The organism is Pseudomonas sp. (assembly GCF_036404235.1).
In the GTDB taxonomy this organism is placed as follows: domain Bacteria; phylum Pseudomonadota; class Gammaproteobacteria; order Pseudomonadales; family Pseudomonadaceae; genus Aquipseudomonas.
Genome location: NZ_DASWOT010000001.1, coordinates 23,672 through 47,802 on the forward strand (window position 1 = coordinate 23,672; position 24,131 = coordinate 47,802).

25 protein-coding genes are annotated in these 24,131 nt (G+C 57.8%); 6 read left to right on the forward strand and 19 right to left on the reverse strand.

The features are described from left to right. Positions 1–10: 10 nt before the first annotated feature. The 6 genes from VGC62_RS00105 to VGC62_RS00130 are packed head-to-tail and all read right to left on the reverse strand — an operon-like array spanning position 11 to position 5,959. Entirely contained in the window at positions 11–1,378 is a 1,368-nt protein-coding gene (locus VGC62_RS00105) for an NAD(P)/FAD-dependent oxidoreductase (protein ID WP_331185067.1), read from the reverse strand. 29 nt (positions 1,379–1,407) lie between these two features. Next, complete coding sequence (gene purU / locus VGC62_RS00110) at positions 1,408–2,274, reverse strand: formyltetrahydrofolate deformylase (RefSeq protein ID WP_331185068.1); 867 nt, start codon at positions 2,272–2,274, stop codon at positions 1,408–1,410. Between the two features lie 33 nt (positions 2,275–2,307). Then, on the reverse strand, positions 2,308–3,438 hold the full coding sequence (locus VGC62_RS00115) for an aminomethyltransferase family protein (protein ID WP_331185069.1): 1,131 nt from the start codon (positions 3,436–3,438) through the stop codon (positions 2,308–2,310). Between the two features lie 35 nt (positions 3,439–3,473). Next, positions 3,474–4,490: a DUF3445 domain-containing protein gene (locus VGC62_RS00120; RefSeq protein WP_331185070.1), complete on the reverse strand. Its 1,017-nt coding sequence runs from the start codon at positions 4,488–4,490 to the stop codon at positions 3,474–3,476. A 24-nt stretch (positions 4,491–4,514) separates the two neighbouring features. Continuing rightward, positions 4,515–5,450, reverse strand: a complete 936-nt coding sequence (locus VGC62_RS00125; protein ID WP_331185071.1) for a PDR/VanB family oxidoreductase — start codon at positions 5,448–5,450, stop codon at positions 4,515–4,517. Beyond that, positions 5,447–5,959 carry a dimethylamine monooxygenase subunit DmmA family protein gene (locus tag VGC62_RS00130; protein WP_331185072.1) on the reverse strand — a complete coding sequence of 171 codons (513 nt, stop codon included), beginning with the start codon at positions 5,957–5,959 and terminating at the stop codon, positions 5,447–5,449. Before VGC62_RS00130 ends, VGC62_RS00125 begins: the two co-directional genes overlap by 4 nt. 301 nt (positions 5,960–6,260) lie before the next feature. Between VGC62_RS00130 and VGC62_RS00135 the strand changes: the two genes are divergently transcribed. Genes VGC62_RS00135 through VGC62_RS00145 form a run of 3 tightly spaced genes read left to right on the forward strand, consistent with a single transcriptional unit; the run spans position 6,261 to position 8,760 of the window. Beyond that, positions 6,261–7,352, forward strand: coding sequence for a sensor histidine kinase (locus VGC62_RS00135; RefSeq protein ID WP_331185073.1), 1,092 nt, complete (start codon positions 6,261–6,263; stop codon positions 7,350–7,352). Next, positions 7,321–7,986 (forward strand): response regulator, encoded by a 666-nt coding sequence (locus VGC62_RS00140; protein ID WP_331185074.1) that lies wholly within the window; start codon positions 7,321–7,323, stop codon positions 7,984–7,986. Before VGC62_RS00135 ends, VGC62_RS00140 begins: the two co-directional genes overlap by 32 nt. A gap of 3 nt (positions 7,987–7,989) precedes the next feature. Then, positions 7,990–8,760 (forward strand): PAS domain-containing protein, encoded by a 771-nt coding sequence (locus VGC62_RS00145; protein ID WP_414705715.1) that lies wholly within the window; start codon positions 7,990–7,992, stop codon positions 8,758–8,760. Between the two features lie 71 nt (positions 8,761–8,831). Here the strand turns inward: VGC62_RS00145 and VGC62_RS00150 are convergent, their stop codons facing one another. The 3 genes from VGC62_RS00150 to VGC62_RS00160 form a co-directional block, all read right to left on the reverse strand. Then, positions 8,832–9,875: an LLM class flavin-dependent oxidoreductase gene (locus VGC62_RS00150; RefSeq protein ID WP_331185076.1), complete on the reverse strand. Its 1,044-nt coding sequence runs from the start codon at positions 9,873–9,875 to the stop codon at positions 8,832–8,834. A gap of 72 nt (positions 9,876–9,947) precedes the next feature. Continuing rightward, positions 9,948–11,102: an ABC transporter ATP-binding protein gene (locus tag VGC62_RS00155; RefSeq protein ID WP_331185077.1), complete on the reverse strand. Its 1,155-nt coding sequence runs from the start codon at positions 11,100–11,102 to the stop codon at positions 9,948–9,950. A 99-nt stretch (positions 11,103–11,201) separates the two neighbouring features. Further along, complete coding sequence (locus tag VGC62_RS00160; protein ID WP_331185078.1) at positions 11,202–12,227, reverse strand: ABC transporter substrate-binding protein; 1,026 nt, start codon at positions 12,225–12,227, stop codon at positions 11,202–11,204. Between the two features lie 323 nt (positions 12,228–12,550). On the opposite strand from VGC62_RS00160, the gene VGC62_RS00165 reads away from it, so the two are divergent. Further along, complete coding sequence (locus tag VGC62_RS00165) at positions 12,551–12,844, forward strand: DUF1330 domain-containing protein (protein WP_331185079.1); 294 nt, start codon at positions 12,551–12,553, stop codon at positions 12,842–12,844. Positions 12,845–12,852: 8 nt separating this feature from the next. Here VGC62_RS00165 and VGC62_RS00170 read toward each other — a convergent pair whose 3' ends face one another. The 7 genes from VGC62_RS00170 to VGC62_RS00200 form a co-directional block, all read right to left on the reverse strand. Then, a complete protein-coding gene (locus VGC62_RS00170) occupies positions 12,853–13,416 on the reverse strand; it encodes an NUDIX hydrolase (protein ID WP_331185080.1) in 564 nt (187 codons plus the stop codon). 3 nt (positions 13,417–13,419) lie between these two features. Then, positions 13,420–14,172, reverse strand: coding sequence for a GntR family transcriptional regulator (locus VGC62_RS00175; RefSeq protein WP_331185081.1), 753 nt, complete (start codon positions 14,170–14,172; stop codon positions 13,420–13,422). Between the two features lie 248 nt (positions 14,173–14,420). Further along, positions 14,421–14,900, reverse strand: a complete 480-nt coding sequence (locus VGC62_RS00180; protein WP_331185082.1) for a flavin reductase family protein — start codon at positions 14,898–14,900, stop codon at positions 14,421–14,423. 13 nt (positions 14,901–14,913) lie between these two features. Next, complete coding sequence (locus VGC62_RS00185; RefSeq protein ID WP_331185083.1) at positions 14,914–16,395, reverse strand: aldehyde dehydrogenase; 1,482 nt, start codon at positions 16,393–16,395, stop codon at positions 14,914–14,916. Further along, entirely contained in the window at positions 16,392–17,222 is an 831-nt protein-coding gene (locus VGC62_RS00190; RefSeq protein ID WP_331185084.1) for an alpha/beta fold hydrolase, read from the reverse strand. Before VGC62_RS00190 ends, VGC62_RS00185 begins: the two co-directional genes overlap by 4 nt. Before the next feature lie 24 nt (positions 17,223–17,246). Next, positions 17,247–17,837 (reverse strand): amino acid synthesis family protein, encoded by a 591-nt coding sequence (locus tag VGC62_RS00195; protein ID WP_331185085.1) that lies wholly within the window; start codon positions 17,835–17,837, stop codon positions 17,247–17,249. A 150-nt stretch (positions 17,838–17,987) separates the two neighbouring features. Further along, positions 17,988–18,404, reverse strand: coding sequence for a hypothetical protein (locus tag VGC62_RS00200; RefSeq protein WP_331185086.1), 417 nt, complete (start codon positions 18,402–18,404; stop codon positions 17,988–17,990). On the opposite strand from VGC62_RS00200, the gene VGC62_RS00205 reads away from it, so the two are divergent. Together VGC62_RS00205 and VGC62_RS00210 are read left to right on the forward strand one after the other, a co-directional pair. Next, positions 18,391–19,311 carry an ABC transporter permease gene (locus VGC62_RS00205; RefSeq protein ID WP_331185087.1) on the forward strand — a complete coding sequence of 307 codons (921 nt, stop codon included), beginning with the start codon at positions 18,391–18,393 and terminating at the stop codon, positions 19,309–19,311. The genes VGC62_RS00200 and VGC62_RS00205 overlap by 14 nt on opposite strands. Before the next feature lie 5 nt (positions 19,312–19,316). Next, complete coding sequence (locus VGC62_RS00210; protein ID WP_331185088.1) at positions 19,317–20,123, forward strand: ABC transporter permease; 807 nt, start codon at positions 19,317–19,319, stop codon at positions 20,121–20,123. A 284-nt stretch (positions 20,124–20,407) separates the two neighbouring features. On the opposite strand, the gene VGC62_RS00215 is transcribed toward VGC62_RS00210, so the two are convergent. The 3 genes from VGC62_RS00215 to VGC62_RS00225 all read right to left on the reverse strand — a co-directional run. Beyond that, entirely contained in the window at positions 20,408–21,367 is a 960-nt protein-coding gene (locus tag VGC62_RS00215; protein WP_331185089.1) for a PDR/VanB family oxidoreductase, read from the reverse strand. Next, positions 21,354–22,394 carry an aromatic ring-hydroxylating dioxygenase subunit alpha gene (locus tag VGC62_RS00220; protein WP_331185090.1) on the reverse strand — a complete coding sequence of 347 codons (1,041 nt, stop codon included), beginning with the start codon at positions 22,392–22,394 and terminating at the stop codon, positions 21,354–21,356. The genes VGC62_RS00215 and VGC62_RS00220 overlap by 14 nt, the downstream gene beginning before the upstream one ends. Positions 22,395–22,898: 504 nt before the next feature. Further along, positions 22,899–24,131: EAL domain-containing protein (locus VGC62_RS00225; RefSeq protein WP_331185091.1), on the reverse strand; the 1,233-nt coding region annotated here is incomplete at its 5' end.

Below are 24,131 nucleotides of genomic sequence, written 5' to 3' on the forward strand. Positions count from 1 at the left end.
GGCTCCGGTGTCAGCCAACGGACTTGATGGGCATCGGCGGTTCACCCAGATAGGCGGCCATCGAGTCGTCCAGCGCATGCAGCCAGGGCGTGTGGTGGGGCGGCGATTGCGTGCCGGTCATCAGTGAGCGAAAGGATTTGTCGCGGTAGCCCATGATGTTTTCGGCTTTGTCATGTTTCCAGTGCAGAAAGGTTTCGTTGACGGCTGCGATATCGAAGTTCGGGTAATCGGTCGCATCCACCAACTGCTGGATGTAGGCGCCCTGGAATTCGAACATCTGTTGGTTGGTTTCCAGCGTTTGCTCGCGTTTATGCCATTGCAAGCTGTCGGCGACCATGTCCGCGTGTGAGGGCAGTTTGATGCGGCCCAAAATGACATCGCGGACATACCAGGCCTGCGCATCGAACATGTTGAAGGAGTACCACTGGTCTTGCATGCCCAGGTAAATCATGCGCGGGTTGGGTTCCCAGAACACACCCTTGTACAGGTTCATCGGCCACAAACGGTTATCGGTCTTGAGGCACAGTTCGTCCGTAAGGAAAGGGAAGTGGTGTTGGTAGCCGGTACACAAAATCACCGCATCCACATGCTTGCTGCTGCCGTCCATGAACCAGGCACGGTTGTTTTCCAGGCGTTGGAGCAGCGGTTTTTCTTCCCAGTTATCAGGCCATACGTAGTCCATGGGGGCTGTGCGGTAGCAACTGGTGATGCTGCGTGCGCCGTATTTGTAGCACTGCGAGCCGATGTCTTCAGCCGAGTAGCTGCTGCCGATGATCAAGATGTCCTTGTCTTTGAATTCCAGCGCATCGCGAAAGTCATGGGCGTGCAGGATGCGTCCGCCGAACTGTTCGAAACCTTCGAAATACGGCACCTGCGGGGTCGAGAAGTGGCCGCTGGCGTTGATCACGTAGTCGAATTCTTCGCACGTCAGTGTGTCGCTGTTGTAATCGTAGGCAGACACGCTGAACCGCTGGGTAGACTCATCGAAGCTGACCTGACGCACCGCATTGTTGAAGCGGATGTAGTCGCGCACTCCCGCTTTTTCCACCCGTCCCTTGATGTAATCCCAGAGCACTTCGCGCGGCGGATAGGAGGCGATAGGACGCCCAAAGTGCTCCTCGAACGTGTAGTCGGCGAACTCCAGGCACTCTTTCGGTCCGTTGGACCACAGGTAGCGATACATGCTGCCATGCACCGGTTCTCCGTTTTCGTCCAGGCCGGTGCGCCAGGTGTAGTTCCACATACCGCCCCAATCGTTCTGTTTTTCGTAGCAGACCAGTTCCGGGATCTCGGCACCTTTGTCACGCGCCGACTGAAATGCTCGAAGTTGTGCCATGCCGCAAGGGCCGGCGCCGATGATTGCCACACGTAAGCTCATGATCATGCCTCGTAATAATGGAGTGACACTCAGCGAAAAATCACTGTCTTGTCCTGGTTGATGAAGACCCGGTGTTCCAGGTGATATTTCAGGGCTTTGGAAAGCGCCACGGTTTCGGTGTCGCGGCCAATGGCGACCAGCGAATCGGGCAAATGGGTGTGGTCCACCCGCTGAACTTCCTGCTCGATGATCGGACCTTCGTCCAGATCGCTGGTGACGTAGTGAGCGGTGGCGCCAATCAGTTTCACGCCGCGCTCATACGCCTGGTGATAAGGCTTGGCGCCCTTGAAACCCGGCAGAAAGGAGTGATGGATGTTGATGGCGCGACCGGACAATTGCTTGCACAGGTCGTCCGACAAAATCTGCATGTAGCGCGCGAGCACCACCAGATCGGTCTGGGTCTCGTCGACGATGCGCATCAGTTGCGCTTCTTGGCTTGCCTTGGTGTCTTTGGTGACGGGCAGGTAGATGAAGCGAATCCCTTCGCGTTCGGCCATGGCTCGCAGGTCCAGGTGGTTGGAGACCACGGCGGTAATGTGCATGTCCATCTCGCCCTTGCGATGGCGGTACAGCAAGTCGGTCAGGCAGTGATCGAACTTGCTGACCATCAGCAGTACCCGCGTCGGCCGGGTCGAGCAGAACAACTGCCATTGCATGTCAAAGCCGCCGGCCAGCACGTTCAGCCCTTCGCGCAGCGCATCGATGTCGCCTGCAATGTCCTTGTTGAAGCGGAACACTGCGCGCATGAAAAACTGCCCGGTGAACTCGTCGTCAAATTGCGCCAGCTCGCTGATGTAGCAGTGCTGGCCGGCAAGCCAGGACGTGATCGCCGCGACGATGCCTGAGGCGGCTGGGCAATTGATCTTGAGAACGTACTGTTCGTGTGAAGTGTCCATCGAGTTTCCTCTGAAGCAAGTGTGCTTACGCGATCAGCCTTTGGCCGTGCGTTTGGTTTTTTGTGGGTCGTCGAAAGGCAAGGCGTGGGTCACGGCAGCGGTTTGCCGACTGCCACGCACTTGCAGGGCGATGCCGGGCACCGAGCAACTGACGCTCAAGCGGGCGATGGCCATGGAGCGTTTGCTCAGGCGCGAATACATGCCACAAGTGATGACGCCCACCTGTTGGTCGCCTTGCCACAGGGTGTCGCCAGCTTCGGCAGCCTGTACGCCTTCAAGTAGCAATCCGGTGATCTTGAAACGCTCCAGGCCTCGCAGCCGAAAATGTTCTTCGGCGCCCCTGAAGTCGCGTTTTTCCGGGGAAACGGTGAAGTCCAGGCCCATTTCCCAGAGGGTGTCGCCCGCTTTTTCATGGGCGAAGGGGTACATCTGGGAGTTGTCGTAGGGGAAGAACATCAGCGAGCTTTCAACCCGCAGCCAGTCCAGCGCGGTGAAGGCGCATGGGATGATGCCCATGCCGGCACCCTGGCTAAGGATTTCGTCCCACAGGGCCGGGGCATCGGCCGCCTTGCAGAAAATTTCGTAACCGCGTTCGCCGGTATAGCAAGTGCGCGAAATCATCACCGGGCGGTCGAACAGCCGGGTTTGCAGATGATGGAAGTAGGGCAGTTGGCGGATACCCGGAACGTGCTCGGCGAGAAAGTCCACGGCCAGCGGGCCTTGCAATGACAGGTCATGCAGGTCGTCGTCGAACAGCACAGCCACCTGACGGCCCTGGGATGAGCGCACCAGCATTTCATGGCCGATCCCGGCGCCATGGACCACCATGAAGGCATTGGGGCCGGTGCGATAAACGATGCAGTCATCGACGAACTTGCCGTCGTCATCGAGCATCGAGGCATACACCGATTTACCCGGATAAAGCTTGCTGATGTCTCGGGTGGTCGCCCATTGCAGCAGGCTTTCAGCGTGGGGGCCGACGTAATGGACTTTCTTCAGCCCGGATACATCCATCAAACCAGCACGGGTGCGTATGGCCTCATGGTGATCGGCCAGGTCCGTCTCATAGGTCCAGGCAGTGCCCATGCCGTTCCAGTCTTCCAGGGTCGAGCCAAGCGTGCGGTGACGGTCGGCGAGTGCAGAAATGCGCCATGAGTGAGCCATGTGAAGGTCCTTGCAGTGAAAAGAGAGAAGGGAGGTCAGGCTTGCGGATCGAAGCGGCTCAGCCACTCGACCAAGGTCTGCCGATAACGGCTCATGCCCTTGTATTCGGCGATGGGATCGGGCAAGTCGCGCAACACACGGTGCAGGCGACAACCCCAACCGGGCTGACTGACCAACTCGTCCATGCTGATCAGATACGTTCGGATGCTGAACATCAGCCCGTTGCTGCGCGGCAGGCGCGCCATGAATTGCAGTTCGACCCGCAGATGAACCAACCGGCCTGCGTTCTCTGCTGTCACCCGACCCCGGTCGGCGCCCCATTCGTGAAAGGTTTCAGGGGAGGAATCCAGGCGTGGATTGATCGTCAGCGTCCAGTTCAGGCGGCGTACCGGCTGGCCCACCTGCATTGCGAGCAAATACTTCAGCGCCCGGTCGAAAATCCCCATCTGGTTAGCCATGGGCACTGGCGTATGCCACTGCTTGAAGCTCATGCCGGCATCGAACGCCAGCGACCAGTCAGCGGGGCTTGTGACCATGCCAGCGTCCATGAACAGATCACCGTCACGCTGATCGAGCAGTGCGAAATCGCCCTGAACCTGACGAGTGATGAACTCCAGCGGCTCACACGGCAGGGTCGAGGCATCACCAAAGATGAACGACTGCTCGATGCCCAGCGCCCGGTTGTGCCAGTGCCAATGGTTGGCCTCGCGGTCCAGCTGAAACCATTGCGGGTAATCGGCGGCCAGGTGTTCCATCAGCATCTGTAGCGCATCCCAGACGGCTTCTTGCATGTGCGGCATGACCAGGCACCGCTGAGGGTCCTTCTCCAGCACCAGAGCGCGTTCAGCCATTTCCGAGGGGTAATGCTCGTCTATATCGAACCAGTGTTCGTAGACTGAGCCTGGGTCTTTGGCGTTGGCCGGTTCGATGTTCACCGAATAGAGGTAGCTGTCCTCCGGGAACGGAAAGGGAAAGCGTTTGATCGCCTTGGGGCTGTTGCGAAAGCTGAACGCTTCCCGGTAGGTCTGTGTGGGGCTGAATTGAAGGGACATGGTCAACTCCTGGGGCAACAGACCCTATAGGTCCAGTAAAACGGATGAGCCACACCCGCGAGACACGCAGGGCATGAGGTACTCGGCCTGCTCGGCAGGGCTCAGAAAGTTGTCGCGGTGTTCGATGTCGCCTTGCAAGTGGCGCGTGGCGCATTGGCCGCAGACCCCGCCACGGCACAGGTTGGGCACTTGCAGGCCAGCGGACTCCAACGCTTCGAGCAGGCTTTGCTCGGCGCTGACCTGGATTCGCTGGCCGCTGCGTGCCAGCGTCAGCTCGAAGGGCTGGCCGGGTTGCGCGGCGCTGAAGGTTTCCCAATGCACGCGGCTCGATGGCCAACCCAGGCGTGTGGCGTGTTGGCATACGTCATCAAGCAGACGCTGCGGGCCGCAGGTGTAGACGTGACTGCCCAGAGGCCGGTCGCTCAGGATCGTCGTCAGGTCAACGTGCGAACCGGCTGGATAACCGTGAAACCGTGCCCCAAGGCGTTGCTGCAATTGCGTGACGTAGGCGTCGGTCAGGCCGGGTCGATAGAGGTAATGCAGCTCTACGTTTGCTTGAGACTTCTCCAGCGCGCTGATATAGGCCATGAACGGCGTGATGCCGATGCCCGCGGCAATGAGGATGTGCAGGCGGGCAGTCGAGTGCGGGGCAAACAGGTTGGCGGGGGGCGAGATGGACAGAATGTCACCGATCGCGACCTGTTGATGCAGATAGCGCGAACCGCCGCGAGAGGCGTCCTGCAAGCGCACGGCGATTCGGTACTGGCTTGTGTCGGCCGGGTCGCCGGTGAGCGAATAGGCATTGCGCAGACTGCGTTCGCCCAGCGGTAGATGGACCTGAACATGGCTGCCCGAAGAAAAGCCCGGCAGTGCGCCGTTTTCAGCCGTCAGTGTGAACTCGCGAACCACTGGCGTGAGCATCCGGGCGTCGCTGACGCGTACCTGCAAAAGGGCGCTCATGGACGTGCCCCAGCGTAGGGCTGATCGGCATTTTGGCAGACGCCCAGATAGGCCCCGAGGCGTTTTGAAAAGTGCTCGCGCACGTCCAGCCGAATGCCGCACCCGGCGCATTGCAGCTCAGCCGCCGGACCGCCAATTTGTGTAAGGCCACAATGAACGCAGTAGACCCTGCGTGCTCCGGCCGCAGAGAGCGTCATGTCGATCTCGTCGTCCAGAAGCCCGGCTTTTTTGGCCTTGGCGTGCATCTCCCAGATGAACGCTTCGTCGCCCATCAGGTACACATGGCTACCAACAGTGGCGGTATCGAGTGCGGTGTCCAGGCGTTGGACGAAGTCGGCGTTGTCGGCATTCAACACCACAGGCTGCCCGAGGTTGCCGACAAAGGGCGCGCAGGCCAAGGCCGATTGCATGATCACAATGTGTTGGCGTGCAGCTTCCCGTGGCGCCGGTTGACCATAGACCGGCAGGCTCTGGGGGCTGGCGGGGGCGGCGGTTGCTCTGTCCGTCATGATTGCTTCCTGGGTGACCTTGTGGCTGGCGTTTTGACTGTCCATTGGGTGGCAGTCGGTTGATGTGTTCGTGTCGCTCGGAGTCTGGGAGGCTTCTTCGTGGGAAAGATAATTTCCCATAAGGAATTCTTGCTCAATCTGGAAAAAGAGGTATCTCTTTGGGGGTAGGCCGCGAGAAACGGGCCTGCGGGGCATGGAAGTTGCTCGTTGTTCTGCCACGACTTGCCTGTGCAACGGGGTGTTAACGACAGTGTTGGGACAAACGCAGTGGTGGGCACGCTGGTCTGGGCGCGTCACCCCCATGCAAATTCGCGAGGTGCGCAAGCTACTGGCTCAATTGCCGTTATGCCTGGTGCGCGCTGACGGTGCTTTGCCGCGATTTCTGGACCGTTTCGAGGCACTGCTGCCAACCTGCAGATTGAATCTGATACTGGGCGACGAAGACTTCGGGCCGGCGCGCAGGGGCGTGGTCAACGCATGCCAAAGCGAAGCGAACTGCCCATGGCGCAGCGCTGCACTGACGGATTTGCCGCAGCAATGCAAAGCCTGCCGACAGCGCGGCGTCTACCGGCTGCTCAAAACCTTGCCGGATGAGGAGGCCACGGGCAGGGGCGTACTGTTGCTCGACACTGCAAAACCGGTTGGCACGGCGTTGCGAGACCTGTTGGAGGAAGTTGCCCTGGCCGTGGGGGTGACCGTGCAATTGCTGCGACATAAACGTGAGCAGCAACGCAAACAAGCGACGTCTCAACATCGGGCACTGGCCCAGGAGCTTCACGACTCAGTGGCACAGCAGTTGGGTTACCTGTCATTCCAAGCGCGGTTGATGCAATCCAGAGTCGAGGACCCGGAGCACGTTAGCGTTTCGTTGTCACAGTTGTGCGGCGGCTTGAGCCAGTTGCAACGTCAGGTGCGTGAGTTGATCACCAGCGCCCGGCTGACCATGGACGGGCGTTCGTTACGCCAGGCGTTGGCCGATTCGGTCGCGGAGTTTTCCCGGCGCTGCATCATCGTGTTCGAGCTGGACAATCGTCTGGCCGACGATGCACTGAACCCGGAGACCGAATTACAGATTCTGCAGATCATTCGTGAGGCGCTGACCAATGCCGTGCGCCATTCCCATGCCCGGCATGTACGCATCGAGCTCAGACAGACTCAGGAAGGTGAAGTGTCGGTGTCCGTGGAAGACGATGGCATTGGCTTAAGGCCGGCTTCAGGGGAAGAAAATCACTTCGGACTGGCGATCATTCGCGAGCGCGCCTCAAGCATTGGCGCCCGGTTATCTATCGAGCCGATCCGACCTCACGGTGTTCGCGTGCATCTGGGGCTTTGTAACACTGACGATTCGCAAGGGAGCTTCGATGGACAGCACGACCTTGTTATTGATCGATGATCATCCACTGTTCCGTAAGGGCCTGGCGCAGTTGTTTGCCGCCAGTGACGACTTCGAGGTGGTGGGCCAGGCGGCAAGCGGCAGGGAAGGTATTAACCTGGCGATGAGCCTTGCACCGCAACAGGTTTTGTTGGATTTGCACATGCCCGGCTTGAGCGGTTTGCAGGTGCTCGATGAGCTGAGGCAACTGGGGCTGGGCTGTCAGATAGTGGTCTTGACCGCCTCAATGGACCGCAGTGAATTGCTGACCGCGTTGCGTCTGGGTGCCAACGGCTATGTGCTCAAGGAGACCGAACCCGATGCGCTGTTGGCCTATATGCGCAACTGCAATCGAGGGGCGATCGTGCTGGATGACATGTTGGTCTCGTTACTTGCGGGGCAGGTTGAACCTGAGCGTGTACTGGAGAAAAAATTCGACACCGACGGCAGCCTGACCGAACGCGAGGGGCAGACGCTGGCGCTGATTGCCGCAGGCATGAGTAATAAGCAGATTGGTCGCGAGTTGGGTATCAGTGATGGCACCGTGAAAATCTATGTCAAAAGTCTGTTGCAGAAGCTGAACCTGCACTCGCGCCTTGAGCTGGCGGCATGGGTGCATAATTTCGCCTCGGCCAACAAGCAGGAGCGGCATTAAATGATGGAGAAAGGCAGGCTGCTCTCAGTGCCGAGCCCGAACATGCAACCACCCGGTCTGCTGGACCGATTTCCTGTTGCACTGCTTGAACTCAAGGACAGCGGCCAGATTGCCAGCTTCAACAGGGCCTGGGTTGAGCTGATGGACACACCGGCTGCGCCGCGCATGCTCGTCGACTACGTTCATCAAGAGGACCGACCGCTGTGGCGTCAGGCGCTCGATGAATTGCGTCAACGGCCGCAGACTTCCTTCAACCAGCGTCTGCGATTCGTACACCCATCGGGAGGGCTGCGCTGGTTTGAAATCAATCTCAAACGGGTTGAGGCGCGCTTCTATCTGGCCGTCGGCGATATCACATCGCACAAGCGTCGGGAAATCGCCCTGCAAGCCAGCCAACGTAGCGCCATGAGCCTGCTCGACAGCGTGCCGGGGTTGATCTATCGCGGGCGTAACAACCGCGACTGGACTATGGAGTTTGTCAGCGCCGGTTGCTTGCAGTTGACCGGTTTTGCACCAGAGCGGTTGGTGGATAACCATGACTTCACTTACAACAACCTGATCCACCCGGACGACGCCGATTACGTGTGGCGCGAGGTGCAATATGCCTTGTCGCGGCAGGTGCCGTTCGAGCTCAATTATCGGATTCGCTGCGCCGACAACTCGATCAAACACGTCTGGGAAAAAGGCATCGGTATCTATTCCGATACGCGTGAAGTGCTGGGTATCGAAGGTGCGATTTTCGAGCGCACGCCGGGTCGTGACACATTGCGTTGAAGCTGAACAGCGCTGCCGGACTTTTCGATCCAGCAACGCGGTTAACAACCAAACAGGAACAGCCCCAAGGATTATTGAAAACTCGGTATTACCTGACTGATGAACAACTCCAGCGATTTCTTTTTCTCGGCGTGGGGCAGGCTGTTGTCGGCCCAGAAGCTGAATTCGTCGACACCCAGTTCCTGGTAATAGCGGATGCGCGCAATGATTTCTTCCGGGGTGCCGATCAGGGTGTTTTTGCGGATGTTGTCCAGCTCGAATTCGGGGCGATCCTTGAATTTCTCTTCAGGGCTGGGTGCCAGGAAGCCATTGACCGGTGTTTGCTTGTTGCCGAACCAGGCATCGAAGGTGCGATAGAACTTCGAAATCGCCTTAGCGCCGACTTCCCAGCCTTGCGGGTCATCCACGGCATGCACATGGGTATGGCGCAGGACCATCAATTGCGGACGCTCGATGCCAGGGTTATTGGCCAGCGCGGTCTCGAATTTGTTTTTGAGGTCGACCACTTCTTCGTCGCCCTTCATCAACGGGGTGACCATGACGTTGCAGCCATTTTTGATGGCGAAGTCATGCGAGTCGGGGTCGCGGGCGGCAATCCACATGGGTGGGCCCGGTTGCTGGACTGGCTTGGGCACACTGGTTGAGGTCGGAAAGTTCCAGATGTTGCCTTGGTGGGCGTAGTCGCCTTCCCACAATTTGCGCACCACCGGCACCATTTCACGTAAATGGGTGCCGCCTGTGGTGGCAGGTATGCCGCCTGCCATGCGATCGAATTCCATTTGATAAGCACCCCGGGCCAGGCCGACTTCCATGCGTCCGTTGCTGATTACGTCGAGCAAGGCACATTCCCCCGCTACCCGGAGCGGGTGCCAGAACGGCGCAATAATGGTCCCGGCGCCCAACCGGATGGTCGACGTTCGCGCGGCCAGGTAAGCCAGCAACGGCATGGGGCTTGGCGAGATGGTGTATTCCATCGAGTGATGTTCGCCGATCCAGACCGTGCGGAAACCACCGGCTTCTGCCAGCAGTGTCAATTCGGTCAGTTGTTCGAATAGTTGGCGGTGGCTGGTTGTTTCATCCCAGCGTTCCATATGAATAAATAGAGAAAACTTCATGACCTTCCTCGGTATTTAAGGTGCTCTGGCTTGAACTCTCCCGTCGCGCGGGAAGGGGCCAGCAAGTGTGTGTCAGTGTGTGCCTGGCGCTTTGTTCAGGTCGCTTTCAGCCCACTGGGTATAGACGCAGGCATTGGCCGCGGCCCAGCGCACCCGAACCGGATCAGCCGCCTTGAGGGGCATGCCGGCGGTGGATAACGCTTTCACCGATAAGTTGACGCCGCTGGCGGTCACCACGCTGCAGGTTTGGCTGTCGCCCAGGAACAGGACTTCTGTCACGGTGGCTGATATTTCATTCCAGCCAGCGGGCAGGGGTTCACGCCGGGCTTGCTCGGTACTCAACGCCAGGGCTTTTTCCGGGCGTACCATCAACAACAGGTCCTGATCCGCTTGCAGTGCGCCGGTTTCGCGAATGGCCAGAGGCTGGCCTTCAAAACTTGCGCCCGTGCTGTTTAGCGTCTTGAGTTTGAGAAAGTTGGAGTTGCCCAGAAAGGAGGCGACGAAGGCGTTGGGCGGGTTCTGGTAAAGCTCATAACTGCTGCCCAGCGCGACAATCTTGCCGTGGCTGAAAATAGCGATGCGCTGAGACAGACGCATGGCTTCTTCCTGATCATGGGTGACGTACACAATGGTCAAGCCCAGGCGTCGATGCAGGTGACGCAGTTCATCCTGCAATTCTTCGCGAAGTTTTTTATCCAGTGCGCCGAGCGGTTCATCCATCAACAGGATGCGCGGTTCATAGACCAGCGCTCGGGCGATAGCCACGCGTTGTTGTTGGCCGCCGGAGAGTTGGGCCGGGCGGCGATGGGCGAATGATTCCAGTTGGACCAGTTTGAGCATGGCCGTGACGCGACGCTCGCGTTCGGCTGAGGCGGTTTTGCGTATGTCCAGCGGAAAGCCGATGTTGTCGCGCACTGAGAGGTGCGGAAACAATGAATAGCGTTGGAAAACCATACCGATACCGCGCTTGTGCGGCGGTACGTCGATCAACGATTGCTCCTTGTAGCGGATTTCGCCGGAGCTTGGGGTTTCGAAGCCTGCCAGCATCGCCAATGTGGTGCTCTTGCCCGAGCCACTGGAGCCCAGGAAGGTGAGGAACTCACCCTCCTGGATATTCAGATTAATGTTGGCAACGGCGGTGAAATCACCGTAGTGCTTGTTCAGGTTGCGCAGGCTGACCAAGGCCTGTCGATTGTGCTGTTCGGGCTCTTTGATAACGGCGCTCATGAGGTTTTCCTCGCTGTTGCCTGGGTGAAGGGGAGGGGTTCCAGCGCCGTCGACCGAATCAGGTTGAGAAAGGCACTATGAAATCACTTTGGACCCGGTTTATTTCACCAGCCATTCATTCCAGCGTGTAGCAATTGCCGGACCGTTCTTGGCCCAGTAGGCAAAATCAAGTGTGATCTGGTCGCTGACGTGGGCAGTGGGCAGGTTAGGCGCCAGCACCGAATCCAGGCGTTGCACGCTGTCGGTGTTGACCGGGGCGTAGGCACTCAGATTGGAGAAATCAGCCTGGCCTTTGGCGCTGGCGGCATTGGCGAGAAACTTCATGGCGGCGTCTTTGTTTTTCGAACCTTTGGGGATGACCAGGAAATCCGCCATGACCAGGTTCTGCTTCCAGCTCACGCCGACATCGGCACCGTCTTGTTGCAAGGCATAGAGCCGACCGTTCCAGAATTGGCCGAGGCTGGCTTCACCCGATGCCAGCAATTGTTGCGACTGGGCGCCGCCGCCCCACCAGACAATGTCTTTTTTGATGGTGTCGAGCTTCTTGAAGGCGCGGTCCAGGTCCAGCGGGTACAGTTTGTCGGCAGGAACGCCGTCGGCCAGCAGGGCCAGTTCGAGTACGCCAGGGCTTGGCCATTTATACAGGGCGCGCTTGCCGGGGTAGGTCTTGGTGTCGAACAGGGCCGTCCAGTCTTGCGGTGTGCCACTGCCTAGCTTGTCTTTGTTGTAACCGAGCACAAAGGAGAAGAAAAACGAGCCTACTCCTTGGTCGGAGACAAAGCGTGGGTCCAGCTTTGTGCGATCAATGACAGTGAAATCCAGCGGTTCCAGCAAACCTTCGCTGGCTGCGCGCAGTGCGAAGTCTGCTTCCACATCGACCACGTCCCACTGCACGTTGCCGCTTTCGACCATTGCCTTGAGCTTGCCATAGTCGGTGGGGCCATCCTGAACCACGGTGATGCCGGTGGTTTTATTAAACGGCACTGCCCAGGCTTGTTTCTGAGCGTCTTGAGTGCTGCCTCCCCAGCTGACGAAGTTCACACTCTGCGCCGCCATTGCCGCGTTGGCGGAGCAGGTTAGAACGCCCGCAGCCAATGCCATCACCACACGTCTGTTCAACACCATTTCAATGCCCTCGTTCACTCATGTGCTTGAGCGGGTGAATGGCACCCGCAACTGTGGGAGCAGAGGTCCAATGGACCTTAAAGAGTGACCGTATCAGAGGCTGTTGTGCAGATCGTTTTTAGAGGCATCTGAGGGTGATCGATCACTGGAATGTCATATTATGGTATTCCAAGATTTGTGCAAGAATTCTCTCGGGTTTTATAGCGTTTTGGGGCGAATAAATGGGTCGTACAAGCAACCGTGGCCGTTAAATCATCTCTCTGGATAGAGAGCATTTTATGGCATACCATAATATTGATTTAGCTCAGGTAAAAGGATAAAAAATGAAGGCTTACTGGATTGCTCATGTCGAGGTGCTGAACCCGGATCAGTACGTGGGTTATACGCAGCGCGCACCGGCCGCTTTCGCACTGTATGGCGGTAGGTTGCTGGCACGCGGCGGGCGTAGCGAGGCAATGGAAGGCAGGGAAACGCCGCAACGCAGCGTGGTGATAGAGTTTGATTCCTTCGATCAGGCCGTGGCCTGTTACCACTCAAAGGAATATCAGCAGGCGTGCCAGTTTCGCCAGGGTGCTGCCGCGGTTGAAATCGTCATTGTCGAGGGATGCGTGCCCTGAATGCGGGTTCAGCGCATGAAGTGCAGGGTGCCGGTGGCGTCGTTGCCCATGTAAATGCCATAGATGCCGGCCTCACGTTCTTGAATATAACGTTCGAGGATTTGCCGGATCGCTGGGTAGTAGATGCTTTCCCAGGGAATGTCTGCGGGCGCGAAAAACCGGCAGGCCAAGGTTTCGGGGCCGAAGTCGCGGGTGACTTCCAGCGCCTGGGCTCGAAAGATGATGTAGACCTCGCTGATCTGCGGGACGCTGAAGATGGAGTAGGGCGAAACGATTTTTGCCCTTACGCCACTTTCTTCCCAGGTTTCGCGCAGCGCGGCTTGCTCGGTGGTTTCACCGCTTTCCATGAACCCGGCAGGCAAGGTCCAGGTTCCGGGGCGTGGGGCAATCGCCCGCTGGCACAGGAGATATTGACCGGCTTGTTCGATGATGCAGCCGGCGATGATCTTCGGATTGCTGTAATGGATGTAACCGCAACGTTCGCACAGCAGACGCTCATGGGTTTCGCCCACGGGAAGTCGTAGCTGCAACCCGGCACCGCCGCATTGTGGGCAAAAGCGCGGGGCAGGCATTTTTCAGCGGCCTATGCGCGGTTCTTTGACGACGATGGGCGTGGCAATCTCACGCAACTTGGCGCTTTGGCCTTGCTTGAGCTTGAGATAGTCCAAGGCAACCTTGGCGGCGGAGCGGACATGGTCCAGGGACGCTTGATGCGCGGCCAGTGGGTCGCCGGTTTTTATCGCCTCCACGATCCTTTCCATCTCTTCGTTACTGTTGCTGCGACGGTTTTCCTGGGACACCGAAGTGGCTCGCAGGTAGCTGATTCTGGCCTGCAACTGGCGCAGTTGAGCCGCTGCGACGCGGTTGCCGGAGCCTTCTAGCAAAACGTCGTAAAAGCCTTGTACCGAATCGAGCACCTGTTGCAACTCGCCGTCCTTGAGGGTCTTGCGATTCACTTCCAGGGCTTTTTCCAGGGCGCGAATATCTTTGGCCTTGGCGTTGAGGGTGAATAACTGAACGACCAGGCCTTCGAGTACGCAGCGTAGTTCGTAGATGTCACGGGCATCTTCAAGGGTGATGATCGCCACGCGCGGTCCTTTGGAATCGGCAAACTCCACCAAGCCTTCGGATTCAAGATGGCGTAGCGCTTCGCGCACCGATGTACGGCTGACGCCCAGGCGTTCGCAAAGATCTCGTTCTACCAGACGGTCTCCGGGCATGAGCTGAAAGTTCATGATGGCGCTGCGCAACTTATCCAGCACTATTTCGCGCAGGGTAACGGGGTTGCGATTGATCTTGAAGCTGTCGTCGAGTGGCGGACGTTTCATGAATTACGCTCTGGTAATGACTGGCTATAGGGTGGTGTCAAGAGCCCGGTATCGCGGACCCTGCGCGTTGTCGCTTCGGGACAGCCCGCTCGACTGCGAAGCTGGCTGATAGCAGTCCAGGCAAGCAGATACGGCATCGGCCGGCAGCGGCGGAGTTTATCATGTGAAATTCCTTGGGCGAAAATCCTTGCAGACCTTGTAATACACCGATATCCCAGGCGCCAACCCTCCTTGGCCAGCCCTTTGACTCAGGCAGGCAGGGCGCCGAGCTTGCCGCGATGGTAGAGCATTGGCGTAATGGCTTTTTCAGGCAGGATCAGGTTTTTCACCGCGCCAACGATGATTGCATGATCACCCCCTTCATATTCGCGCCACAGCTCGCACTCGATGATTGCCGTGGCGTTTTTTAGCAGCGGGTTACCGAGTTCGCTCAGGTGCCATTCAATTGCCTTGGCTTTGTCCTTGCCTTTGCTGGCAAACGCATAGGCCTCCATCTGCTGGTCGGCAGACAGCAGGTGAATTGCGAAACGCTTGCGCTCGCGCAGTACCGGATAGGTATCTGATTCGTAGTTGGGGCAGAACAACACCAGTGCCGGGTCGATCGACAAGGCGCTGAACGCACTGGCGGTGATGCCCACGATGTCGCCTGCCGCGTCGAGGGTCGTGACGACCGTGACGCCAGAAGGAAACGAGGCCATGACCTCTTTGTAAATACCGGGTTCGATCATTTCGGGCAGCCTCTCAACGCATGATAAAGGGATCGGCCATCGGTTCTTGCGAGAGGTTGATCCACACCGTTTTCAGTTCGGTGTAGTCCAGCACCGAGTCGATGCCACTCTCGCGACCATAGCCGCTATTTTTGAAACCACCAATCGGTGCCATGGCTGATACCGCGCGGTAAATGTTGACCCAGACAATACCGCAGCGGATGTCTCTGACCAGGCGATGGGCGCGGCCCAGGTCACGGGTCCAGATACCGGCGGCAAGGCCGAAGCTTGAATCATTGGCGATGGCCAGGGCATGGGCTTCGTCTTTGAAGCGCATGACCGAGGCCACCGGCCCAAAAACTTCTTCCTGCATGATGTTCATCGAACTGCTGTCGCACTCGAACAAGGTCGGTTCGTAATACCAGCCGCCACCGTCGATTTGCGGCCGTTTGCCACCGAGCCTCAGACGCGCACCTTCGGCCAGTGCATCGGCCACCAGGCTTTCTACAATCGCCAGTTGCTGAGCCGTGGCCATCGGCCCCATTTCGGTTTCGTCCGCTTGCGGGTCGCCGATCCGGATGCGTTTGGCGCGCTCGATCAGGCGCTCGACAAACTCGTCGAAAATTTCATCCTGTACCAGCAACCGTGAGCCAGCCACGCAGCTCTGGCCGCTGGCGGCATAAATGCCGGCAATCGCGCCGTTGACTGCGCTGTCCAGGTCGGCGTCGGCAAAGATGATGTTGGCGGACTTGCCGCCCAGCTCCAGCGACAGTTTGGCGAAGTTCTCGGCGCTGCTGCGCACCACATGACGTGCCGTGGCGGCGCCGCCGGTAAAGGCGATTTTGCGCACCAGAGGGTGACGAGTCAGGGCTGCGCCGGTGCTTGGCCCGTAACCGGTGACGATATTGATCACCCCCGGTGGAATGCCTGCTTCAAGGGCCAGGCGCGCCAGTTCCAGCACGGTTGCCGAGGCATGTTCGGAGGGCTTGAGGACGACGGTATTGCCTGCCGCCAGAGCCGGTGCCAGTTTGATCGCGGTCAGGTACAGCGGGCTGTTCCAGGGGATGATCCCGGCCACGACGCCCATCGGTTCGCGCACCGTGTAGGCGAACATGTCGGGCTTGTCCAAGGGCAGGGTGCTGCCTTCGAGCTTGTCGGCAAGCCCTGCGGTGTAGTGGAAAAACTCGGGCAGGTAACTCACCTGGCCGCGGGTTTCGCGAATCAGTTTGCCGTTGTCGCGGCTCTCCAGTTGCGCCAGTCGCTCTTTGTTCTCGCCGATCAGATCGCCCAGCCGGCGTAATAATTTGCCGCGTGCGGTGGCGGTCAAGCCTTTCCAGGCCTGACTCTCAAAAGCGCGTTGCGCCGCTTGCACAGCTCGATCCACATCCGCTTCGTCAGCATCGGGGAGTTCTGCCCAGGGTTGTGCCAGCGCCGGATTGAGGCTTTGGAATACATTGCCGGACAGCGCGTCCACCCATTGCCCATCGATACACATCTGCAAGCGTACAAGCGTCATGCACGAATCTCCTTTTGGTTGTGGAGTGTTTGCGCGCTGGCGAGAAACTCCAGGAGCATCTGGTTGACCATCCGCGGCGATTCGACCGCCATCATATGCCTCTGTTCGGCCAGCACAGCCACCTGCGCGCCGTCGATCAGCTCGGCCATCTGCCTGGCCATCAGCGGCGTGGAGCCTTGATCGAGCTCACCCGTGGCGATCAAGGTCGGTACGCGGATGGTGCTCAGGTCTTCGGCGCGGTACATGTCCTGGGTGGCGAACAATTCATAGGTCGTCAGGTAGCCTTGGGGGTCATTGTTGGCCAGGGTCTGGCGAACCGCCTCGATCTGCGCCGGGTTGGCGGCCTGATATTCCGGGCTGAACCAGCGCGCCAGGGCTGCGTCTGCGTTTGCATCCGGGCCGCGTTCGGCGGCCTGGCTGGTGCGGGCGGCCACCCCGGCACGTTGCTCGATGGAGCGATTGAAGACGCTGTTGAGCACCACCATCGCCGACAGTCTTTGTGGGTAGTGCAAGGCAAATGCACGTGCCACCAAGCCGCCCATGGAGAAACCGATGACGGTTGCCTTGGGTATTTGCAGGTGATCGAGCAGCTCGGCCAACTGATCGGCATAACCGGCCAGGCCGGTTTGAGGATCAGGCCGAGGGCTTTGACCATGCCCGAGCATGTCGTAGGCGATCACGCGATAGTGCGGGGCAAGGCCGACAAACTGGCCTCCCCACATGTCTTTATTCAAGCCCACGCCGTGGATCAGGACCACGGGCTGGCCATGACCTGCTACCCGATAATGGGTGCCGGCCGGGGTGCGTTCAGCGATGAGCCGAATCATGTATCGCTCCTGCAACGCCATTGTTCACTGAGTCTTTTCTGCAGCCATTTCTTGCAGGTCGATGTATCGGTTCCCTATGCGCGGATGCACACGGCCACCGTTGGAACAGCCCAGCACCACGACGATTTCATCGGCACGCGGCGCATCTTCGATCCGCATTTCCAGGGTGATGTAGTGCGAGCGCAGACCTTCGTCATCCTTGTGCATCATCGGGATCTGAATCGAGGTGCCCGGGCCGCCGCGCTTATTGGTGAAGCTCAGGTAGCTCTTGGCCTGGACGGCCTCACGGTAGTGGTTGCCAAAGCGCAATGTATGAATGATCGCTGAAGCGTGTTCGATCTCGCCGTCGCTGCCAACCACAGCCGCTTTGCCATAGGCCTCGATGGTCGCGGCACCGCCAACGAGCGTCGTAAGACGTTCGACCATCAGTGCGCCCAGGTCTGAGCAATTGGCCTTGATCACCGGCGACAAGTCTTCGACGAATCCCTGGTTCAGCCATGGATTCTTGAGAACCACTGCCAGGCCGGTCATGGTCACGGGGCGGATGGCAGCTTTGCCGCCTTCGATGAGCGTTTCCTCTTGGTAACTGACAATTTTACGAATCTCGAAAGCCATGATTTGAGTCCTGGATGGTTGGGTATCTTGTATGACGGTATACCATAGTCTGATCCATAAAAATTCCCTTTTCAAGACTCTTCGCGTAAATCCGTTGAAACGCGTTCGCGGCTCTGCTTGATGCGTTTAATAAATCGCTATCTGTTTGTTTTAGTTGCGATAAATATAGGATGTTCGACGGTAGAGGCTGCCATCACAGCAGATCAGATCGGCAGGATATAAGAGGTAAAAAGCACAATTATCTGAAAATATTGCTCCTGAATGGCGTGAAAAATTAGGCAGAAAGCTGCGCATAATCTGCCATCGGTTGTGGATTTTTTTGGCATGCCATAATATCGTGTTCCAGACGATTTTTATAAAGCCGACCACAGAGCGGTGGCGCGACGTTCTCTCTTTTTGGCCTTTTTTGGTCGACACTGCTTCACACACATTCCACAGAAGCGTTTTGTAGGTGATGACATGACAACCGAGAAACCGATCATAGAAATGGAACAGAAATTGCTGCTCGGTGGAATGAAGGGTGAGTGACGTGAGCGTGGAGCGCCAGAGCGAAATGAAAGCAGGCACAGGTATCACCCGCAGTGACATCAGCACGGTTGCGTCGGTGGCTGATGATCAGGCTTCGTGGATCGTCAGGCGATGGCGTGGCCTGCGGCAGGGATCGCTGCTGCTTCCTGCGTTTTTGTTTCTCATCCTGTTCTTCGTGATGCCACTGATTGGCCTGTTGCTGCGTGGCGTGCTGGAACCGACGCCAGGCCTGGGCAACTACGCGTTGTTGTTCAATGACTCGGCCTATACGCGAGTACTGTCCAATACCTTCATGGTCGCTGCGATTGTCACGCTGATCAGTGTTTTGCTGGGCTTCCCACTGGCCTGGGCGATCACCCTGGCGCCACGCGGCTGGGGCCGTTGGTTGCTGTCGATCATCCTGCTCTCGATGTGGACCAGTTTATTGGCGCGCTCCTATTCCTGGCTGGTCTTGTTGCAGACGACGGGGGTGGTCAATAAGTTTTTGTTGGGGCTGGGCGTCATTGATCAGCCGTTGGAGATGGTGAATAACCTGACGGGCGTGGTCATCGGAATGAGCTACATCATGGTGCCCTTCATCGTGCTGCCGTTGCAGGCGACGATGGCGGCGATTGATCCGACGGTGTTGCAGGCAAGTGCTATCTGTGGCGCGAGCCCATGGACCAACTTTACGCGTGTGTTTTTCCCGCTGTGTCGTTCAGGGTTGGGCTCGGGTGCCTTGATGGTGTTTGTCATGTCGCTGGGTTACTACGTCACCCCTTCGCTGCTGGGTGGGGCGCAAAACATGATGCTGCCCGAATTCATCATTCAGCAGGTGCAGTCGTTCCTGAACTGGGGATTGGCCAGTGCCGGTGCCGCGTTGCTGGTGCTGATTACCCTGGCATTGTTCTGCCTGTACTTGAAACTGCAACCCGAGTCGCCGGTGGATTCCCATAACGCGAGGTAGCTTTGATGTTGTTAACACCTAATGCAATGGGGCGAAAAGTGCGCTGGGGACTGTCCCTGACCACCGCCTTGATTGCCCTGTTCATGCTGCTGCCCATCGTATTCATTGTTTTGTTGTCGTTTGGCTCCTCGCAGTGGCTGGTATTTCCACCGCCGAGCTGGACCCTGAAATGGTATGGGCAGTTCTTTGCCAACCCGGAGTGGATCGAGTCGGTCTGGGTCAGCTTCAAGGTCGCGTTACTGACGACTGTCTTTGCAATCGCGCTGGGTTTGCCGGTTGCGGTGGCCTTGGTCAGGGGGCGGTTTCCTGGGCGCAATGCGCTCTATGCGTTTTTTACGCTGCCCATGATCGTACCTGTGGTGATTATCGCGGTGGCGCTCTATGCCTTGTTCCTGAAACTCGGCTTCACCGGCACGCTGTTCGCGTTTGTGGTCAGTCACGTCTTGATCGCGTTGCCCTTCACGATCATTACCGTCATCAATTCACTCAAGCTGTTCGATCAGTCCATCGAGGACGCTGCGGTTATTTGCGGGGCGTCTCGCTTGCAGGCGTTTTTCAAAGTCACGCTGCCAGGCATCACCAACGGGATCGTCGCCGGGGCCTTGTTCGCCTTCCTGTCGTCCTGGGATGAAGTGGTGCTCAGCGTGATGATGGCCAGCCCGACCTTGCAAACGCTGCCGGTCAAGATGTGGACGACATTGCGTCAGGATCTGACGCCGGTCATCGCGGTGGTCTCAACGCTACTGATCATGGTTTCGCTGTTGGTCATGGTCGTCATGGGCTTGCTGCGTCGACGTAGCGAGAGTCGCTAAGACAGTCAAAAGCCTGGATCGATAAAAGGGTGCGCACTGCGCACCCTTTTTATTCATGGCTACGTCACCGTTCAAGCAGTGGATAGCGCGTTAGGTTCTCTACGAAATGTCTCTGCGCTCGGTGATGCTGCGTTGAAAACAGGCTCGTGCGCGAGTCCGATCGGAACGCTCATTTACAACCCGTAAACTCCGCTTCCTCGCCTGTTTTCGCCTTGCCTGACCTTCGCTCAAAAACATTTCGTACGGAACCAAGAACATCAGCGCCGGGCGGACCGATAATTTGCTTAGATATCGAGTATCAACCGGCTGGAAGCACTGCTTGAACAACAGATCATCATGCTGCCTCGGCGTGCGTGTTCTTCGGCGCTTCGCACGCTGTCGCAATGCACTGGCTGTCCGTCGATGACGTTGACCTCGCAAGCACCGCAAATACCCTGCTCGCACGAATAGAGGACGTCCGCACCTGCGTCCAGCAATGCCTGGAGTATGTTTTGGCCTGGGTTAACCTGCACCTCACCGCCGGACCTGGCCAGCACTACGGTAAACGCCTGCTCTGCTGTCGCTGCTGGCGCCGTGGCCTGAAAGCGCTCTAGATGCACGCGTTGATGGCCCAATGTGGCGGCGAGGCTTTCCAGTTCATCGAGCATGCCTTGAGGTCCGCAGCAGTAGAGCTCGGTATCGGCAGCGAGCCCGTCGAGTACTTCGGACATCGACGCGCGCGGTGTGCTTGCTGAGCCAGGGTAATGCAAGGTCACATCTACCTGGTCTTTGAGGGCACTGCCAAACAGCACATGTTCGGCAGAGCGACACCAGTAGTGCAAATGAACGGTCCGCCCTTGGGCGCGAAGCGTCTGCAGCATCGAGTAGATGGGCGTTATGCCGATCCCTCCCGCCAACAGCAGCACTGGAGCATCACTTGCCACCAGTGCAAAGTGATTGCGCGGTGAGCTGACCTCTAAAATCTGGCCCACTCGGGCACTGTCATGTAGCCACTTCGAGCCGCCACGTCCTGTTTCTTCACGTTTGACACCGACCACATAGTGCCGCGCATCGCACAGCGGCGTCAGCAAGGAGTACTGGCGTACCAGCCCGCCGGGCATGAACACGTCCAGGTGAGCGCCGGCATCGACAGGCGCCAAATCGGCTTGATCCATTGCTTCGAACTCGTACAGCACGATATCCGGCGCACCGTAGCGCATGCTGACCAACCGTACCCGATGGGAGATCGGCTCAGACGGTTCCATAGTTGATGCCCATGCCGCGTAACCAAGCGCGATATTTCATGCCGAGCAAGTCGGTACGGTGGTGCAACTCTTTGCGCAGATCGGTCGGAATTCGCTCTGGGCGTTGGGTGTCGACAATGGCGGCATCCTGGGCATACACCAGGTCCTGACGGCGGCGCACATCGGCATCACTGGGTTGCGGATCGAAATTCATCGCGCAGCAGATACGCACGATGCTTTCGGTTTCACTGACCTGCTGCATGGTGAAAAACGTGCAGAAGCGGTCTGCTTCGTTGCCTTCATGGGCGCGCTCCGGGTCGGAGATCACCAGGCGCTTTTTGAAGTAAGCAACACCTGGGCGCAGTAGGGTGTAAGCGTAGTAGGCGATTACCGGCACTTCGCGAGGGTCGCCATAGGGCTGAGTGACTTTGACCTCGGACGTTGCCAAACCACCGTTTTCTTCCCACACCTCATAAGGTCCGATGGGATCGGGGTTATCCATCAGGCCGTTGACGCCAGCATGCACAAAGGGGAAGTGCGTCGGATCGATGAAGTTCTCCAGAGCGCGATAGCCGGATTTGAAGGTATAAGGTCCACAGACGACCTTTTTGTAACTGGCATCGTCCCACTCGGGAAAGCTTGGAATCTCATGTTCCGGCTCGCCAATACAGGTCCACAACAGTCCATAGGCCTCCTTGACGTGATGGGCAATTGCCTTGGCTTTCTTCATCGGTGTTTCATTGGGGGATGCCGGTATCAAAGTGCATTGGGCCGTGCCGTCATAGTTCCAGCCATGATAGGGACACACCACTTTGTCGCTGACAATGAAGCCCTTGGACAGGCGCGCGCCACGGTGGATGCAAAGATCCTCCCAAACATAGGCTTGCCCCTTGGAGTCGCGCCAGATCACCAGGTCGCGACCAAAGAGCGTTGCCGGGTACAAAGTGCCTGCAACCACATCTTCGCTGCTGGCAACTACGTGCCAGTCGTTGAGCAAAGCCGGCTCTAGCGGGGCATCCAGTTGGTTCAAGTGTTCTTTGCAGTTCATCAGTCTCACCCTTCCAAGCATCCGAATAAACCGGGCACGGTCCCGGCCAGGTCCAGAAACGGAATCGTTATCGACCAGATCACACCGCGATCGGCGGCTTGCGGCTCACGTTATGAATACCTGAGCTCGTCACGCATAGACAAAAGCAAGTGGCATGCCACATTTATTGCACTGTCGCCCCGAAGTGACGGGACATGCGCCGCAGCCCCCGTGCTGTGGGCGCTGTATTCGATCAGCCAACCTGGAAGGGGTGGGCACCCAGCCTCGTGGTCGAAGGACTGCCATCACTGTCATGTGACATCAGGGCGCACACAGTATGTGGTATGCCTCTTACTTGGGCGTGACAGAACTCGCTCGCCTGAGGTAGCAGCCAATAAATACGGGACGATGAGCTCAGGTGAAGTTTATGCCCTGCTGATAAAAGTATCGTCCACATCATGAGCAGGCTTACTCCCAGTGTCGTGCTTGGCTGTGCCTCAGGGGTTTACCCGTGATTGAGAACGCCTATGTGCATGGGTCCTTTTGTACGCTGGCCCATCGCCAAAGTAGGGAGCTCATCCAATTGGGTATGTCGTGAGGTGATAGTGGTCTGGAAAACAAATAACCTTGCAGCACCGTACAGTGCAGTTCTGTCAGCAACTGGCGCTGGGGTTCGTTTTCAACACCCTCGGCCACAATCGTCAAGTCCAGACCATGACCAATACCGATCACGGCAGTCACCAGCGCCTGGGCCCGTTTTTCCAGCGCGCACTTGTCGATGAAGCTGCGGTCGATTTTGACTTCGGTGACAGGCAGGTTGGCCAGGCTCGATAAGCTGGAGAAGCCCGTACCGAAGTCGTCCACCGACAGGCCAACCCCAAGCGCTCGAATTTCATGCAGGATATTCAGGGTTTCCGGGGTCAGGTCCATCATCAAGCCTTCAGTGATCTCGACCGTCAGGCATTCACCTGGCAATGAGTATTCATTCAGAAGATCGGCAATGAGCTCTGGCAGCCTGCGATTTCGAAAATTGAACGGTGACAAATTGACCGACACAATGGGCACCGGTATGCCACGACGTTTCCATTCCGCCATCTGACGACAAGCTTCCCGAAGCGCCCAATGAGTGATCACTTCGATCTCGCCGATTTCCTCGGCAAGGCTGATGAATTTATCGGGGGATATTGCGCCCAGCTCGGGGTCGGTCCAGCGCATTAGCGCTTCCATGCCGTACAGTTGGCCCCCGTCGGACTGCAATTGTGGCTGATATTGCAAATGCAGACGGTCACTGGCAATGGCGCGCTTCAATGCCGCGCCCAGAAGCAGGCGATCGCGCGCAATCACATTCATTTCCGGGCTGAAAAACAGGTAATCGTTACCCCCCGCTGCCTTGATCCGATACATGGCGCTTTTGGCGTTCTGAAGCAGCATCTCTCTATCTTCACCACTTTCGGGGTAATGACTGATACCGATGCTTAAAGACAAGATCAGCGAGAAGCCGGACACTTCGATCAGCTTGCTGGCGACCTCCTGAATATGGCTGGCAATCAACGAGGCACGCCGGACGTCGCAACCGACGGCGACGATCACAAAGGCGCCCCCTTCGGTACGACCCAGAAACTCTTCTGATCCGAGTTGAGCACTGAGTCGATTGGTCATTTCGATCAGCACCTGATCGCCTGCCGAATGTCCCAATGTATCGTTGATGTCTTTGAAGCGATCCAAATCCAACCAAAAAAGCGCGATCCCCTCATGCGG

Excerpts from the sequence above, each read along its gene's own strand:
- VGC62_RS00155 (WP_331185077.1), bottom strand. The coding sequence starts at position 11,102 with ATGAGCGCCGTTATCAAAGAGCCCGAACAGCACAATCGACAGGCCTTG.
- VGC62_RS00165 (WP_331185079.1), top strand. The coding sequence starts at position 12,551 with ATGAAGGCTTACTGGATTGCTCATGTCGAGGTGCTGAACCCGGATCAG.
- VGC62_RS00115 (WP_331185069.1), bottom strand. The coding sequence starts at position 3,438 with ATGGCTCACTCATGGCGCATTTCTGCACTCGCCGACCGTCACCGCACG.
- purU (WP_331185068.1), bottom strand. The coding sequence starts at position 2,274 with ATGGACACTTCACACGAACAGTACGTTCTCAAGATCAATTGCCCAGCC.
- VGC62_RS00180 (WP_331185082.1), bottom strand. The coding sequence starts at position 14,900 with ATGATCGAACCCGGTATTTACAAAGAGGTCATGGCCTCGTTTCCTTCT.
- VGC62_RS00170 (WP_331185080.1), bottom strand. The coding sequence starts at position 13,416 with ATGCCTGCCCCGCGCTTTTGCCCACAATGCGGCGGTGCCGGGTTGCAG.
- VGC62_RS00140 (WP_331185074.1), top strand. The coding sequence starts at position 7,321 with ATGGACAGCACGACCTTGTTATTGATCGATGATCATCCACTGTTCCGT.
- VGC62_RS00175 (WP_331185081.1), bottom strand. The coding sequence starts at position 14,172 with ATGAAACGTCCGCCACTCGACGACAGCTTCAAGATCAATCGCAACCCC.
- VGC62_RS00220 (WP_331185090.1), bottom strand. The coding sequence starts at position 22,394 with ATGAACTGCAAAGAACACTTGAACCAACTGGATGCCCCGCTAGAGCCG.
- VGC62_RS00135 (WP_331185073.1), top strand. The coding sequence starts at position 6,261 with ATGCAAATTCGCGAGGTGCGCAAGCTACTGGCTCAATTGCCGTTATGC.
- VGC62_RS00205 (WP_331185087.1), top strand. The coding sequence starts at position 18,391 with ATGAAAGCAGGCACAGGTATCACCCGCAGTGACATCAGCACGGTTGCG.
- VGC62_RS00190 (WP_331185084.1), bottom strand. The coding sequence starts at position 17,222 with ATGATTCGGCTCATCGCTGAACGCACCCCGGCCGGCACCCATTATCGG.
- VGC62_RS00210 (WP_331185088.1), top strand. The coding sequence starts at position 19,317 with ATGTTGTTAACACCTAATGCAATGGGGCGAAAAGTGCGCTGGGGACTG.
- VGC62_RS00185 (WP_331185083.1), bottom strand. The coding sequence starts at position 16,395 with ATGACGCTTGTACGCTTGCAGATGTGTATCGATGGGCAATGGGTGGAC.
- VGC62_RS00150 (WP_331185076.1), bottom strand. The coding sequence starts at position 9,875 with ATGAAGTTTTCTCTATTTATTCATATGGAACGCTGGGATGAAACAACC.
- VGC62_RS00215 (WP_331185089.1), bottom strand. The coding sequence starts at position 21,367 with ATGGAACCGTCTGAGCCGATCTCCCATCGGGTACGGTTGGTCAGCATG.
- VGC62_RS00130 (WP_331185072.1), bottom strand. The coding sequence starts at position 5,959 with ATGACGGACAGAGCAACCGCCGCCCCCGCCAGCCCCCAGAGCCTGCCG.
- VGC62_RS00125 (WP_331185071.1), bottom strand. The coding sequence starts at position 5,450 with ATGAGCGCCCTTTTGCAGGTACGCGTCAGCGACGCCCGGATGCTCACG.
- VGC62_RS00145 (WP_414705715.1), top strand. The coding sequence starts at position 7,990 with ATGGAGAAAGGCAGGCTGCTCTCAGTGCCGAGCCCGAACATGCAACCA.
- VGC62_RS00195 (WP_331185085.1), bottom strand. The coding sequence starts at position 17,837 with ATGGCTTTCGAGATTCGTAAAATTGTCAGTTACCAAGAGGAAACGCTC.
- VGC62_RS00105 (WP_331185067.1), bottom strand. The coding sequence starts at position 1,378 with ATGAGCTTACGTGTGGCAATCATCGGCGCCGGCCCTTGCGGCATGGCA.
- VGC62_RS00160 (WP_331185078.1), bottom strand. The coding sequence starts at position 12,227 with ATGGTGTTGAACAGACGTGTGGTGATGGCATTGGCTGCGGGCGTTCTA.
- VGC62_RS00120 (WP_331185070.1), bottom strand. The coding sequence starts at position 4,490 with ATGTCCCTTCAATTCAGCCCCACACAGACCTACCGGGAAGCGTTCAGC.